This is a genomic window from Piscinibacter defluvii (genome assembly GCF_004011805.1).
Lineage (GTDB): Bacteria > Pseudomonadota > Gammaproteobacteria > Burkholderiales > Burkholderiaceae_C > Piscinibacter > Piscinibacter defluvii.
Map to the genome: position 1 here is coordinate 190,428 of NZ_RCHJ01000005.1, position 13,606 is coordinate 204,033.

A 13,606-nucleotide genomic window follows, 5' to 3' on the forward strand; every position below is an offset into this window, starting at 1 on the left:
CCGCGGGGTGTCACAGCCAGCGCCACAGGCGCTTCAGCCAGGCCGGCGCCTGGTACTTGCTCGGGCGGTAGTTCTGGCGCAGCGGATAGTGCATGGGGCGCTCCGGCGATCGAATGCAGGGTACTGTATATGCATACAGCTTCTCGTGCAAGCCGGGGGACCCCCGCGCGGGGTCACGTGGTCAGGGCGCCGCGGCGGGAGCGAAGAACACGTCGAGCGTCGGAAAGGCGGCGCGGCCGCGCAGGCAGTCCCACAGGTAGACCGCGAGGCCGGGGTCGCCGGTCCACAGCGAATGCCGGCCCCGGCCGAACTGCGCGCGATCGGCCTCGCTCTGCGCCAGCGCATGCATCGCGAAGGCACGCGCGCGTTCGAGCCAGCGGGCCTCGCCGGTGCGCTGGTACAGCACCAGGAAGGCGTAGCCGTTGCCGGCCGTGCCGTGGCACAGGTTGGCGCCCTTGGCCAGCGGGCCGGCGCGCCAGACCGTCTCGCCGGCGGCGCTCAGCAGCGGGTCGAGTCCGGCGTCGGGCCAGCGCGCGAGGCAGACCACGAAGCCCGGCGCGCCGTGACAGAACTGCATCAGCCACTTGGACGGGCCGCGGGTCACGTCGGCCAGCTGCGCGGGCCAGTTGACCAGGCCGTCCTCGTGGCGCGCGCTGCGGGTCACGGTCTCGGCGATGCAGCGCTGCCAGGCCGGCCAGTCGGGCAGCAGGTGGCGGCCGCGCAGCAGCGCCGCCGCGGTGGCGACGAAGCCGTGCACGCCGTCGAGGTAGCTGCAGCGCTGTCCGTACAGGTCCTGCACCCAGTGGTGGCAACCATGCTCGGCGCTCCATTCGAGCTGCGACCAGAGCATCGCGGCGATGCGGCGGAAGGCCTCGGCCCAGTGCGCCGCGCCGTCGTGTTCGTGCAGGAAGGCCGCGGCCAGCAGCGCACCGGGGGCGCCCCACATCAGCTCGCGGGTCGGATGGTCGAGCGTGCGCCCGAGCAGCGCCGGCAGGCTGCGCGCCAGCTCGCCGTCGGGCTCGTCCTGCGCGGCCATCATGGCGATCGGCAGCTCGCCCATCAGGTACGAGCCGTGGTCGTCGCTGCCGCCGGCGGCGAGCCAGGCGCGATTCGCGTCGCGCAGTGCGACGAAGTCCTCGCGCCACGGGCCGCGCGGCGCCGCGCCGACCGCCGCCAGGTAGCGCAGCGCCCACACCACCCCGGCCGCACCGAAGTAGAGCGAGGGCGAGATCGCCTGCGGGTCCTCGCCCGGCTCGAGGTCGTTCGGGTGCGTCGGCCACCAGCGGCCCGGCACCCGCGCCGCCTCGGTGTCGCGCACGATGGCCTCGATCGCGGCGCGCACCCGGCCTTCGTCCCAGGCCAGGGGCGCGAGCGCCTCGTGGCGCGCCGGCTCGAACAGCATCAGGCCGGCCGGCTGCGCACCCCGGCGTCGGCCACGGCGAGCGCCGTCATGTTGACCACGCGGCGCACCGTGGCGGCCGGGGTGAGGATGTGCACCGGCCCGGCCGCGCCGAGCAGGATCGGGCCCACCGTCACGCCCTTGCCGCCGGTCATCTTCAGCACGTTGAACAGGATGTTGGCCGCGTCCAGGTTGGGCAGGATCAGCAGGTTGGGGGCACCGGTCAGGCGCGAGTCGGGCACGATCGCGCTGCGCAGCTCGTCGCTGAACACCGCATCGCCCTGGATCTCGCCGTCGGCCGGCACGTCGGGCAGGCGCTGCACGAACAGGTCGCGCGCGGCGCGCATCTTCAGCGCCGAGGCGCGCTTGCTCGAGCCGAACATCGAGTGCGAGACGAACGCCACCTTGGGCGGGATGCCGAAGCGGCGCACCTCCTCGGCGGCCATCGCGGCGATCTCGGCCAGCTGCTCGGCGTCCGGGTCGTCGTTGACGAAGGTGTCGGCGATGAAGAGGGTGTGCTTGTCGAGCATCAGCGCGTTCATCGTGGCCCAGGTCTTCGCACCGGGCGCCGCGCCGATCACCTCCTTGATGTGCTCGAAGTGGCCGTCGAAGCGGCCCACCAGCCCGCACAGCATCGCGTCGGCGTCGCCGAGGTGGATCATCAGCGAACCGATGGTGGTGTTGGAGCGCCGCACCGTGGCCTTGGCCATGTCGGGCGTCACGCCGTTGCGCGCGTTGAGCCGGTGGTAGGCCTCCCAGTACTGGCGGAAACGCGCGTCGTCCTCGGGGTTGACGATCTCCAGGTCGCGCCCGGGCTGCAGGCGCAGGCCGGCACGCTCGATGCGCGCGGCGATCACCGCCGGGCGGCCGATCAGGATCGGGCGCACCATCTTCTCGTCCAGCGCGATCTGCACCGCGCGCAGCACACGTTCGTCCTCGCCCTCGGCGTAGGCCACACGCCGGGGCGCCGCGCGTGCCGCGCTGAACACCGGCCGCATGAACATGCCGGTGTGGGTGACGAAGCGGGTGAGCGACTGGCGGTAGGCCTCCAGATCGGCGATCGGCCGCGTCGCGACGCCCGACTCGGCCGCCGCCTTCGCCACCGCCGGCGCGATGCGCAGGATCAGGCGCGAGTCGAACGGCGTCGGGATGATGTAGTCGGGCCCGAAGCGCAGTTCACGCCCGGCATAGGCCGAGGCCACCTCGGCGCTGATCTCGGCCTTGGCCAGGTCGGCGATCTCGCGCACGCAGGCCACCTTCATCGCCTCGGTGATGCGCGTCGCGCCGCAGTCGAGCGCGCCGCGGAAGATGTACGGGAAGCACAGGACGTTGTTGACCTGGTTCGGGTAGTCGGAGCGGCCGGTGGCGATGAGGCAGTCCGGCCGCGCCGCCTTGGCCGCCTCGGGTCGGATCTCCGGCTCGGGGTTGGCCAGCGCGAGGATGATCGGCCGGTCGGCCATCGACTTGACCATGTCGGCCGTGATCGCGCCGGCGGCCGAGCAGCCCAGCACCACGTCGGCGTTCTTCATCACGTCGGCCAGCGTGCGCGCCTCGGTCTTCTGCTGGTAGCGCTTCTTCGACTCGTCGAGCTTGTCCTCGCGGCGGTCGTGGATCACGCCCTTGGAATCGCACACGAACACGTTGCTGCGCTTGATGCCCAGCTCGACCATCAGGTCCAGGCAGGCGATGGCCGCGGCGCCGGCGCCCGAGACCGCGAGCTTGACCTCGCCGATCTGCTTGCCCACCAGCTCCAGCCCGTTGAGCAGGGCCGCGGCGGAGATGATCGCGGTGCCGTGCTGGTCGTCGTGGAACACCGGGATGTTCAGCCGCTCGCGCAGCCGGCGCTCGACCTGGAAGCACTCCGGCGCCTTGATGTCCTCGAGGTTGATGCCGCCCAGCGTGGGCTCGAGCGCGGCGATGATCTCGACCAGCTTGTCCGGGTCCTTCTCGTTGAGCTCGATGTCGAACACGTCGATGCCGGCGAACTTCTGGAACAGGCAGCCCTTGCCCTCCATCACCGGCTTGCCGGCCAGCGGGCCGATATCGCCCAGGCCGAGCACCGCGGTGCCGTTGGTGACCACGCCGACCAGGTTGCCGCGCGAGGTGTATTCGGCCGCGAGCGACGGGTCCTTCTCGATCGCCAGGCAGGCGTAGGCCACGCCGGGCGAGTAGGCGAGCGACAGGTCGCGCTGGTTGGACAAGGGCTTGGTCGGAGCCACCGCGATCTTGCCGCGCACCGGGCTGCGGTGGTATTCGAGCGCCGCGTCGCGCAGGGCCTGCTCGGCGGGCGAGAGGGGCCGGTCGTTCTTGTCCATGCATGTCTCCTGAGGGGCGGGTCGTCCGGCCCGGGGGCGGCATGCTACCGGGCCTGTCGCCGATGGTGCGCCATTGCCCCTGCGGCGTCCATTGTGGGAGCCCGCAGGCCGTGCTCGCTCAGGTCGCGCGGCTCAGGCCGGCGGCGCGGCGGTGGTCGCCAGCAGCAGCGCGCGCAGGTGGCAGGCGCTGCCGACCAGCACGAACAGGTGCCACACCAGGTGGCCGAAGCGCAGGCGCGCATCGGCGAGGAAGAACAGCACGCCGGCGCCGTACGCCGCCACGCCGGCGGCCAGCCAGCCGCGCGCGCCGGCGTCGAGCTCGCGCAGCGCGGGGGCGAGGGCGGCCAGCGCCGCGGCGCCGAGCAGCAGGTAGACGCCGGTCGAGCGGCGCCGGTCGGTCAGCCGGCCGGCGAGCTTGAGCGCCGCACCCGCCAGCGCGAGCAGCCACACCGCCACGCAGACCTCGGCCCGCCCGGCGCCGAGGGCGAACGGCGTCAGGCTGCCGGCGATGAAGAGGAAGATCGCCGCATGGTCCAGCGCGCGCAGGCGCGGCTTGAGCAGCCCGGGCGGGCAGGCGTGGCAGGCCACCGAGGCGGCGTACTGCAGCAGCATGGTGGTGCAGAACAGCGCCGCGGCCAGCGCGCCATGCCGGCCGTCGTGCGCGGCGGCCGACTGCAGCAGCGCCGGCGCGGCGGCCAGCGCGAGCAGGCAGCCGAGCAGGTGGCTGGCCGCGTTGGCCAGTTCCTCGTGCGGCGAGCCCGGCGTGTGCATGGCGCGGGGGAGCCGTGGTTCAGTGGCGCGCGGCCGGCACGACCACCGGCACGCCCAGGTCGCGGCCCACCGCATGCTGGGCCTGCCGCAGGCTGGCGCGCTCGCGGTCGCTCAGTGCGGCGAGGTCGATGCCGCCGTCGGCATCGCACGGAAACGCGTAGCCGCGCCCGGCGTCGAACAGCGACGCAAAGCGCAGTTCCCAGCGGGCGGCAGTGCGGGTGGCTTCGGTGACTTGCATGGTGCCTCCTGGTACGTCGGGCACTGAGGCCCTGTCCACAGGCTAGGCACCGGATGTATCGGCCGGGTGTCGAAACCCTCCTGTTTCCGTCACGTTTGTCATCGTCCGGCTGCGCCGCCGGATTCCACCAGCGCGATGCGCCGCGCGAGGCGCTGCGCCTCCTCCGCAGCGCCGGCCTGGGTGGCCAGGCGCTGCTGCACCTTCAGCCAGGCCAGCAGCGGACGCCGCCAGCCCTGGGCCGAGGCGGTGTCCGCGGCGCGTGCGATCAGCGCCGGGTCGGCCCGGCCCGCCTGGAACAGCAAGGCGATCGCGATCAGGCGCGACTGCGGGTCCTTGATCGCGGCCACCGCGTCGCCGGCCCCGCGGCCGCCGGCCATCGCCGCGGCCACGCCGCGCTGCGCCTCGGGCAGCAGCGCGATGCGCTCGGGCGCGAGCGCGCGGCCCTGCAGGTGCTCGGCGTAGGCCTGCTCGGCTGCGCCGGCGTCGGCGCGCAGCGGCTCGAAGCCCTCGCAGGGGCCGAACGCCAGGCTCGCGACACGCGCCGCGCAGCGCATCAGTTCGGCGCGCGCCAGCAGTTCGGGGCGGCCGGTGCGCGCCAGCGCCTGCCGGGCGCGCTGCGCGGCGGCGTTCTCGGCGCGTGCATCCCCCTCGAGGTGCGCCGTCACGGCGGCCTCGACCGCGCTGCGCGCCTCGCCCTGCCAGGCCGGCGCCGGCGGGCCCGAGGCGCAGCCGGCGGCCAGCGCGAGCAGCAGCGCGCTCAGCGCAGCTTCAGCTCGTTGTCGCGTGCAAACGGCCATCGCCGGTTCACCTCGTCCACCATCTGCTCGAGCTTGCGCACCGTCGCATCGACCTCCTGGCGCAGCGCGCCGAGGTCGGCGGTGGCACCCTTCACGTCGCCGGCGATGCCCTGCGCCTGCTCGAGCAGACCGTCGACCTTGCGCAGCGTGCCGCGTGCCTCCAGCAGCATCGCGTTGAGCTGCTGGATGGTGGCGCGGCTCTCGCGCACCAGGCCGTCGGGGCCGAGCACCTGCGCGTCGGCGCGCGCGGCAATGCCGTCCAGCCGCGCCAGCAGCGCGTTGGTGCGCGCCACGGCCTCGGAGAGCTTCTTGGTGTCGGCCTCGTTGCCCAGCAGCAGGCCGGCGGCGCCACGCGGGCCGTTGAGCTTCTCGGTGAGCACCTGGATGTTGGCCAGGCTGGCGGCCAGCGGCCCGTCGCCGGCGGTCAGGCGCGTCAGGTTGTCGATCAGCTCGCGCATCGCCGACACCAGCTTGGGCATCTCGGCCGCGGTGTCGCCGATCAGCACCGGGCGCTGCGCGCCGTCGGCGAGCTCGGGGCCTTCGAGCAGCCCGGTGTAGGCGCGCAGGTTGGCGCCGCCGACCACGCTGCGCGTCAGCGTGAACACGCTGGTCTCGCGCAGCCAGCGCGCGTCCTTGCGCGGCACGTCGACCAGGATGCGCGCCTGGCCGTCGGCGCCGAGCTCGATGTCGCGCACGCGGCCGACCGGGAAGCCGGCGAAGGTGAGGTCCATGCCGACCCGCACGCCCTCCGAATCCTCGGCGATCAGCACCAGGCGCTGGGTCGGCTCGAAGGCGCCGCGGGCGTAGAGCAGGTAGAGCGCCGCGCTGCCCACCAGCAGCACGAACAGCAGCAGCAGCGCCGCGGCCTTCAGCTCGACGTTGGCGATCGGCGCGGCGGGTTCGAGCGGGTCCGGAGCTGACATCAGTAGTAGTTGCCCACCAGCGAGGCGGCCTCGACGAGCACGATCACGACGAACATGCGCACCAGCCCCTGCAGCTCGGCGCTGGCCGACAGGCGCTTGCGCGGCGCCTCGTCGAGCACCGCGGCCAGCGGCAGCAGCGCCACGGCCACCGCGAGCAGCAGCGCCTTGAGCACGAACACCAGCGTGACCGCGGGCGTGAACACCTGGCCCACGGTGTGGGTGTAGCTCGCCAGCCCCGCGGTGGTGAAGCCGTGCACCGACAGGTAGGCCACCACCAGGCCGACCACCGCGCTGGTGGCCGCGAGCATCAGCGCGCAGAAGATGCCGGCGGTGGCGCGCGGCAGCGCCTCGCGGCGCAGCGGCTCCAGGCCTTCGGCACGCAGCGCGTCCCAGCGGCCGCTGCGGCGCAGCGCGGCGATCTGGTCGGCCTGCGGGATGGTGCAGCGCAGGGCGGCGAACAGCGCGGCGGTGAGCGGGATCAGCTCCAGCACCAGCACGCGCACCACCATCTCGAGCGCGTACTGCGTCAGCCCGTAGCTGACCGCGGTGACCACGACGATGCGGATCAGCACCAGGCAGATCAGGGTGGTCAGCACCGCGAAAGAGAGCAGCGTCGGCGCGGTGCCGAGCCAGAGGTGGCGCGCGAACGAACGCCGGTGCCCGGCCGCGTAGCTGGAAGGCGAGAGTGCCAGCGCCAGCAGCACCGCGGCCAGGTGGATCAGCCGCCACCAGCCGCGCAGCCAGCGGCGCAACCCGCGCGCGGGTGCGGTGAGGCGCGGCGGCAGGGGCAGGACCGGCGAGACCATGCACCGATCATAGGGGGCGGTTCGGGCGGCCCCGGGTTCGGGCGGTGGACCGTCATCGGACGACGCCCGTTCGATCCGGCTTGACAGCCGTGGATGATCCACTAAGATTTGAACAGTTGGTTAAACCAAACGTACAAGGATCGGCATGCCTGCAACTGCGGCGCTCCAGAGGGCGAAGCCAGAACTGGCGGAACTGTTCGATGCGGCGGAACTCGGCGAGACGAAGGCGCGCATCCTGTCGGCCGCCTTCCGGCGCCTGGCCAGCGAAGGCTATGCCGCGCTCAGCGTGCGGGAGATCGCCAAGGATGCGGGCCTCAACCATGCGCTGATCAACTACCACTTCGGCAGCAAGGACCAGCTGGTGATCGAGGTGCTCGACGGCGCCAACCGCCGGCTGCTGGCGCGCCAGGACGAGATGTACCAGGGGCCCGGCGGCTTCGCGCAGAAGTGGGCCCAGGCGCGGCGCTTCTACGAGAGCGACCTGGCCTCCGGCTTCGTGCGCGTTCAGGCCGAACTGTGGGCGGCGAGCTTCTCCAACCCCGAGCTGCGCGACAAGTTCCTGCCCCGGCTGCTGGCCTGGAAGCAGCGTGTCCGGGACGCCGTCGGCGCTGCGCTGGCGGCGCTCGAGGCGCGCGGCGCGCCCTTGCCCGCGCCCTTCAGCTCCGACGTCGTCGCCTGCTGGATCAGCGAGTTCTGGCTGGGCATGGAATTCGGCGACCTGCTCGGCGCGCCGCAGCAGCGCGAGCAGCACCGGGCCGCGCTCGACGCGATGCAGGCCTTGTTGCAGCTGCTGGATGAGCGCATCGCGGCCGGCGCACCGGTGGCGCGATCGAGGGGCCGCCGGTGACGCCGTCGGCACTGCCCCCCCGGTTCGCCCAGGTCGCCGGCCCGCTGCCGGCGCCGGGCGCCGTCCCGGACGCGGATCGCCTGCCGTACGAGACCGTTGCGCCGGCGGCCGAAGGCTTCATCGAGCGCGGCGGCGTGGCGCTGTGGCATGCGGTCTGGGGCGAGCGCGGACCGTGGATCGCCTTTGCCCAGCCGTTCCAGATCGTTCATTCGCAGCTGCTCAAGCAGGCCGTGCCCTACCTCTCGCAGCACTTCCGCGTGCTGACCATGGACGGCCGCGGCAACGGCCGGTCGGGCCGGCCGCGCGGGCAGGAGGCCTACAGCTTCGACCACTTCCACGACGACTTCGTCGCCGTGCTCGACGCCCTGCGCATCGACCGGGTCGCGCTGGTCGGCCACTCGGCCGCGGCGATGATCGCCCTGCGTGTGGCCGCCGAGCAGCCCGAGCGCGTGAGCCACCTCGTGACGGTGGGCGGCTTTGCCGACTCGCTGGTGCAGACCGAGGCGATGCAGCGCCGCATGGCCATGGAGTCCGAGCTCCTCGAGCGCGACTGGCCGGGCTACCTCGACTACTTCATGTCGTGCATCTTCAGCGAGCCGCACTCGACCAAGGCCTACGAGGACGGCGTGCACTACGGCTGGGCCACCGACCGGGAGGTGATCCAGTGGGTGCGCCACGCGTGGATCAACCTCGACCTGCGCGACCATGCGCGCCGCGTGCGCTGCCCGACGCTGGTGATGCACGGCGACGACGACCGGCGCGTGCCGCATGCCAAGGGCGCCGAGATCCACGCGCTGGTGCCCGGCGCGAGGCTGCTGACGATCGGCGGCGGCGGCCACGTGCCGATGGCACGCGACCCGGTGGTCTTCAACCGCGCGCTGCGCGAGTTCGTCGGCGGCCCGCCCGCCGCGCGCACCTGGGTGCGCGGCATGCAGCGTGCGCGCAAGGCGCTGTTCATCTCCAGCCCGATCGGCCTGGGGCACGTGCAGCGCGACCTCGCCATCGCCCGCGAGCTGCGCAAGCTGCAGCCGGACCTGGCGATCGACTGGTTCACCGTCGACCCCGCCGCTGCCTACCTGCAGCGCGAGGGCGAACACGTGCACCCGATCACCGCGCGGCTGGCCAACGAGAGCCGGCACTTCGAGCGCTGTGCCGGCTCGGAGCACGACCTGTCGGCTTTCTTCGCGCTGCGCACGATGGACGAGGTCATGACGAGCAACTTCATGACCTTCTCCGACCTGATGGAGGCCGAACACTACGACCTGGTGATCGGCGACGAAGCCTGGGACGTGGACTACCAGTACCACGAGAACCCCGAGCTGAAGCGCCAGCGTTTCGTCTTCCTGACCGACTTCGTCGGCTGCCTGCCGATGAACCCGGACGATCCGCGCGAGGTGCACCTGTGCACCGACCGCAATGCCGACGACATCGAGCACGTGGCGCGCTATCCGCACGTGCGCGACCTCTCGCTGTTCGTGGGCAACCGCGAGGACGTCACCGAGCAGGCCTTCGGGCCCGGGCTGCCCGGCATCCGCGACTGGACCGACCGCAACTTCTGCTACTGCGGCTACTGCCTGCCCTTCGACCCGGCGGCGCTGGCCGACACCGAGGCGCTGCGCGCACGGCACGGCTACGGCCGCGACGAGAAGGTCGTCATCGCCAGCGTCGGCGGCACCGCGGTCGGTGCCCGGCTGCTGCAGCGCATCGCGCAGGCCTTCCCGCAGATGAAGCGGCAGTGCCCCGAGCTGCGCATGATCCTGGTGACCGGCCCGCGGCTGGCGACCGAAGGCTTCGCGCCGCAGCCCGGGCTCGAGCTGCGGCCCTACGTGCACAAGCTCTTCGAGCACCTGGCCTGCTGCGATCTCGCGCTGGTGCAGGGCGGTCTGTCGACCACGATGGAGCTGGTGGCCACACGCCGGCCCTTCCTCTCGTTCCCGCTGCAGCATCACTTCGAGCAGTGCGTGCACGTGCGGCAGCGGCTGGCCAACTACGCCGCCGACCGCTCGATGGACTTCGCGACGCTGGACCCGGACACCCTGGCCCGGCGTGCGCTGCAGACGATGCACGAGCCGGTGCGCTACCGGCCGGTGGAGACGGACGGCGCCGCCCGCGCGGCCCGCCGCATCGCCGAAGTGCTCGAGAACCGCCACTGGGCGCGATGAACACGACACGCGACACGCCGGGCCGGCGCGGTGGCCGGCCGCACCGGCCGCCCGGCAACGAAGCGCCCTAGCCGGCAGCCGGGCGCATCCCGACTTCCCCGCACGGAGCCGCCACCACGGCCCCGTGGATGTCTTCGGCCCGTTGCAGTCGCCCGGGGGCCGCCGGCGTCGCTCGCCCCTTCACACATGGCCCTTGCGGAGGTTCACCATGTTGGCTGCTCTCTACGGATTGATCGTCTACCTGTTCTTCCTCGCGACCTTCGTCTATGCGATCGGATTCGTCGGCAACCTGCCGCTGCTGCCGAAGACGATCGACGGCGGGACACCCGGCCCGCTGCTGGAGGCGCTGGCCGTCGACCTGGCCCTGCTCGGCCTGTTCGCCGTGCAGCACAGCGTGATGGCGCGCCGCTCGTTCAAGCGCTGGTGGACCCGCATCGTTCCCGAGTCGGTGGAGCGCAGCACCTTCGTGCTTGCGGCGACGCTCGCGCTGGCGCTGCTGCTGTGGCAGTGGCGACCCATCGCCACGCCCGTGGTGTGGCAGGTCACCGATCCCGGCGCGCGGCTGGCCCTGTACGCGCTCTGCGGCATCGGCTGGGGTGTGCTGCTGATCAGCACCTTCCTGATCAACCACTTCGAGCTCTTCGGCCTGCGCCAGGTGTGGACGGCCTTCAGCGGGCGCGCCATGCCCGCGCCGGACTTCCGCACGCCGCTGTTCTACCGGCACGTGCGCCACCCGATCTACCTGGGCTTCGTGATCGCGTTCTGGGCCACGCCCGACATGAGCGCAGGCCACCTGCTGTTCGCCGTCGCCACGACCGGCTACATCCTGGTGGGCATCTGGTTCGAGGAGCGCGACCTGATCGCGCAGTTCGGCGAGCGCTACCGCCTGTACCGCGAGCAGACCGGCATGCTGCTGCCGCGGTTCGGTCGTCGCCCGGGCGGGCCGGCACGACGCTGAACCCGGAGACGCCGGGCAGCGCCGGGATTCCCCACGTCACGAGCCCCGGTCACCTGCGGTCTGGCTGCCATCGGGCCAGTTGCCGCCGCTGCAGTGGGGCATCGATCGGGCAGACAGACATGAACGCAGACACCGGTTGACCGGAGACTCCTCAGGCAGCCCTTGCCCGCCGTGTCGGTGCGAACGCGCTGGTGCCCAGCCACCGCCAGAGGTCCTGTGCATCGCGCCTCGCCCCATCGACGCGGACCTCCCGCGACTGCAGGGCCTGCCCGGGCGTGAGGTCGCCCGACCAGATCTCGGTCAGCGCCCTCACGGTGGCATCGACCACCAGCGTCAACTCGCGCCCGGGATCGTCGCGACAGAGGTCGGCCATGCCGTCCTCCACCACCAGCCACCATGTGCGCTCACCAGGCCGCGCGTCGCGGAACTGGAAATTGATGACGACGGGACGGGGCGGGAACTCCGGGATGCAGACGAACCGCCGGATGTCCCACATCAGCAGGCCGGCATCCAGCTCTTCGTCGCGCAGGCGGCTGCCGATCCAGCGCGCGCCCCAATGGCCGAGCGCCATGACGATGGGCCGCAGTTCCTCGCCGGCCGCCGTGAGGCTGTACTCCCAGACCTTGCCGGCGGCCGTGCGCCGCACGATGCCGAACTGCTCGAGACGCTGGAGCCGCTGCGCCAGCAGGCTGGTCGACATGCGCGGCACGCCGCGGCGCAGGTCGTTGAAGCGCTTGCTGCCGCAGAGCAGCTCGCGGATCACCAGTGGGGTCCAGCGTTCGCACAGCACTTCGGCCCCTCTTGCGACCGTGCAGAACTGACCGTACGAGCTCTCCATCGCCTCGCCCCCCGAGCGCAAACGCTTCAGATTCTGGACTGGCCCCGGTGCCGTGTCACGCGCATGCTGTCCCTGTCTTTCTTCACTGACCTGGAAGCCCATCATGGCCATCAAGCTCACACGAATGGACGGGGGGACCGTGGATCTCCCACCGGAAGCCCTGCAGTCGTTCAAGGCCGGTTTCAAGGGCCGGTTGCTGACCGCGGACGACGCGGAGTACGAGGCGTCGCGCAAGGTCTGGAACGCGATGATCGACCGGCGTCCCGGCCTGATCGCGCGCTGCACCGGCACGGTCGACGTCGTGCAGGCCGTGCGTTTCGCGCGCCAGCACGGGCTGCTCTGCTCGGTGCGCGGCGGCGGGCACAACATCGCCGGTCTGGCGGTGTGCGAGGGCGGCCTGATGATCGACCTGTCGCTGCTGCGCGGCGTCTGGGTCGACCCGGTGCGTCGCACGGCGCTCGCGCAGGCCGGGTGCACCCTGGGCGACGTCGACCGCGAGACGCAGCTTCACGGGCTGGCGGCCGTGCTGGGCTTCGTGTCCGACACCGGGATCGCGGGCCTCACCGTCGGCGGCGGCTTCGGCTACCTCACCCGGCGCCATGGCTGGACCTGCGACAACGTGGTGTCGATGGAGGTGGTGAGCGCCGACGGCCAGGTCCTGCGCGCCTCTGCGGACGAGAACGCCGACCTGTTCTGGGCCTTGCGCGGCGGCAGCGGCAACTTCGGCATCGTCACGTCCTTCGAGTACCGGCTCTTTCCCGTCGGCCCGGAGATCCTGGGCGGGGCGATCGCCTGGCACGGCGAGGACGCCGCGCAGGTCCTCGAGGCGTACCGCGCCTTCAGCGCCGCGGCGCCGCGCGAGCTGACCAGCGTGGCCGTCCTGCGGATCGCGCCACCGGCGCCCTGGCTCCCGAAGGAAGTGCACGGCAAGCCGATCGCCGCCATCTTCGTCTGCCATTCCGGCCCGGTCGAGGACGGCGAAGCCCTGCTGGCGCCGTTGCGCGCGACCGGCCGGCCCATCGCCGACATCGTGACGCGGCGACCCTATGTCCAGATGCAGAGCCTGCTCGATGCCACGCAGCCCAAGGGGCGGCGCTACTACTGGAAGTCGCACTACCTGCCCGGCATCGACGGTGCGCTGGTCGACGTTGCCGTGGCCCACGCGGCCCGCATCGCCTCGCCGTATTCGGCCATCCTGCTGTTCCAGATCCAGGGCGCACTGGGCGAGCTCCCTGCAGGGCATTCGCCGGTGGGCAATCGCGATGCGGCCTATGTGCTGAACATCGCCGGCTCCTGGGAGAGGCCCGAGGACGACGCCGTCAATGTCCGCTGGGCGCGCGACTGCTTCGACGCCACGCGTTCGTTCTCGACCGGCGGCACCTACATCAACTTCCTGACCGAGGAGGAGGGCCGTGACCGCATCGAGGCAGCCTATGGTCGATCCAATCTCGACCGGCTGGCGACGGTCAAGCACACCTACGACCCGGCCAACCTGTTCCGCCACACGAAGAGCGTCAGCGGCTGACCCGGCCCGCCCGGACAGACCTTCCGA

13 protein-coding genes are annotated in these 13,606 nt (G+C 72.1%); 4 read left to right on the top strand and 9 right to left on the bottom strand.

Going from position 1 to position 13,606, the window contains the following annotated elements; all coding sequences use genetic code 11:
• Positions 1 to 10: 10 nt before the first annotated feature.
• From D9C15_RS33435 to D9C15_RS16430, 8 genes are all read right to left on the bottom strand, one after another.
• Entirely contained in the window at positions 11 to 151 is a 141-nt protein-coding gene (locus D9C15_RS33435; protein WP_164886749.1) for a hypothetical protein, read from the bottom strand.
• 30 nt (positions 152 to 181) lie between these two features.
• On the bottom strand, positions 182 to 1,402 hold the full coding sequence (locus tag D9C15_RS16400) for a lanthionine synthetase C family protein (RefSeq protein ID WP_127999143.1): 1,221 nt from the start codon (positions 1,400 to 1,402) through the stop codon (positions 182 to 184).
• Positions 1,402 to 3,714, bottom strand: a complete 2,313-nt coding sequence (locus D9C15_RS16405) for an NADP-dependent malic enzyme (protein ID WP_127999145.1) — start codon at positions 3,712 to 3,714, stop codon at positions 1,402 to 1,404. Before D9C15_RS16405 ends, D9C15_RS16400 begins: the two co-directional genes overlap by 1 nt.
• Before the next feature lie 132 nt (positions 3,715 to 3,846).
• Positions 3,847 to 4,485, bottom strand: coding sequence for a PAQR family membrane homeostasis protein TrhA (trhA, locus tag D9C15_RS16410; protein ID WP_127999147.1), 639 nt, complete (start codon positions 4,483 to 4,485; stop codon positions 3,847 to 3,849).
• A 19-nt stretch (positions 4,486 to 4,504) separates the two neighbouring features.
• Complete coding sequence (locus D9C15_RS16415; protein ID WP_127999149.1) at positions 4,505 to 4,723, bottom strand: hypothetical protein; 219 nt, start codon at positions 4,721 to 4,723, stop codon at positions 4,505 to 4,507.
• 98 nt (positions 4,724 to 4,821) lie between these two features.
• On the bottom strand, positions 4,822 to 5,520 hold the full coding sequence (locus D9C15_RS16420; protein ID WP_127999151.1) for a hypothetical protein: 699 nt from the start codon (positions 5,518 to 5,520) through the stop codon (positions 4,822 to 4,824).
• Positions 5,481 to 6,443 (bottom strand): MlaD family protein, encoded by a 963-nt coding sequence (locus D9C15_RS16425; RefSeq protein WP_127999153.1) that lies wholly within the window; start codon positions 6,441 to 6,443, stop codon positions 5,481 to 5,483. The genes D9C15_RS16420 and D9C15_RS16425 overlap by 40 nt, the downstream gene beginning before the upstream one ends.
• Positions 6,443 to 7,249, bottom strand: a complete 807-nt coding sequence (locus D9C15_RS16430) for an MlaE family ABC transporter permease (protein ID WP_127999155.1) — start codon at positions 7,247 to 7,249, stop codon at positions 6,443 to 6,445. Before D9C15_RS16430 ends, D9C15_RS16425 begins: the two co-directional genes overlap by 1 nt.
• A 145-nt stretch (positions 7,250 to 7,394) precedes the next feature.
• Here D9C15_RS16430 and D9C15_RS16435 point away from each other — a divergent pair, with 145 nt between their 5' ends.
• The 3 genes from D9C15_RS16435 (at position 7,395) to mddA (ending at position 11,216) form a co-directional block, all read left to right on the top strand.
• Positions 7,395 to 8,096, top strand: a complete 702-nt coding sequence (locus tag D9C15_RS16435; RefSeq protein WP_127999157.1) for a TetR/AcrR family transcriptional regulator — start codon at positions 7,395 to 7,397, stop codon at positions 8,094 to 8,096.
• A complete protein-coding gene (locus tag D9C15_RS16440; RefSeq protein ID WP_127999159.1) occupies positions 8,093 to 10,258 on the top strand; it encodes an alpha/beta hydrolase in 2,166 nt (721 codons plus the stop codon). The genes D9C15_RS16435 and D9C15_RS16440 overlap by 4 nt, the downstream gene beginning before the upstream one ends.
• Positions 10,259 to 10,466: 208 nt before the next feature.
• Positions 10,467 to 11,216, top strand: a complete 750-nt coding sequence (gene mddA / locus D9C15_RS16445) for a methanethiol S-methyltransferase (protein ID WP_127999161.1) — start codon at positions 10,467 to 10,469, stop codon at positions 11,214 to 11,216.
• 151 nt (positions 11,217 to 11,367) lie between these two features.
• On the opposite strand, the gene D9C15_RS16450 is transcribed toward mddA, so the two are convergent.
• A complete protein-coding gene (locus tag D9C15_RS16450) occupies positions 11,368 to 12,159 on the bottom strand; it encodes a winged helix-turn-helix transcriptional regulator (RefSeq protein WP_240668433.1) in 792 nt (263 codons plus the stop codon).
• Between the two features lie 34 nt (positions 12,160 to 12,193).
• On the opposite strand from D9C15_RS16450, the gene D9C15_RS16455 reads away from it, so the two are divergent.
• Positions 12,194 to 13,579: an FAD-binding oxidoreductase gene (locus tag D9C15_RS16455; protein ID WP_240668434.1), complete on the top strand. Its 1,386-nt coding sequence runs from the start codon at positions 12,194 to 12,196 to the stop codon at positions 13,577 to 13,579.
• Positions 13,580 to 13,606: the final 27 nt, after the last annotated feature.

Bases quoted from the DNA above. Each gene is read 5' to 3' on its own strand.
- D9C15_RS16400 (WP_127999143.1), bottom strand. From the start codon at position 1,402: ATGCTGTTCGAGCCGGCGCGCCACGAGGCGCTCGCGCCCCTGGCCTGG.
- D9C15_RS16405 (WP_127999145.1), bottom strand. From the start codon at position 3,714: ATGGACAAGAACGACCGGCCCCTCTCGCCCGCCGAGCAGGCCCTGCGC.
- trhA (WP_127999147.1), bottom strand. From the start codon at position 4,485: ATGCACACGCCGGGCTCGCCGCACGAGGAACTGGCCAACGCGGCCAGC.
- D9C15_RS16415 (WP_127999149.1), bottom strand. From the start codon at position 4,723: ATGCAAGTCACCGAAGCCACCCGCACTGCCGCCCGCTGGGAACTGCGC.
- D9C15_RS16420 (WP_127999151.1), bottom strand. From the start codon at position 5,520: ATGGCCGTTTGCACGCGACAACGAGCTGAAGCTGCGCTGAGCGCGCTG.
- D9C15_RS16425 (WP_127999153.1), bottom strand. From the start codon at position 6,443: ATGTCAGCTCCGGACCCGCTCGAACCCGCCGCGCCGATCGCCAACGTC.
- D9C15_RS16430 (WP_127999155.1), bottom strand. From the start codon at position 7,249: ATGGTCTCGCCGGTCCTGCCCCTGCCGCCGCGCCTCACCGCACCCGCG.
- D9C15_RS16435 (WP_127999157.1), top strand. From the start codon at position 7,395: ATGCCTGCAACTGCGGCGCTCCAGAGGGCGAAGCCAGAACTGGCGGAA.
- mddA (WP_127999161.1), top strand. From the start codon at position 10,467: ATGTTGGCTGCTCTCTACGGATTGATCGTCTACCTGTTCTTCCTCGCG.
- D9C15_RS16450 (WP_240668433.1), bottom strand. From the start codon at position 12,159: ATGATGGGCTTCCAGGTCAGTGAAGAAAGACAGGGACAGCATGCGCGT.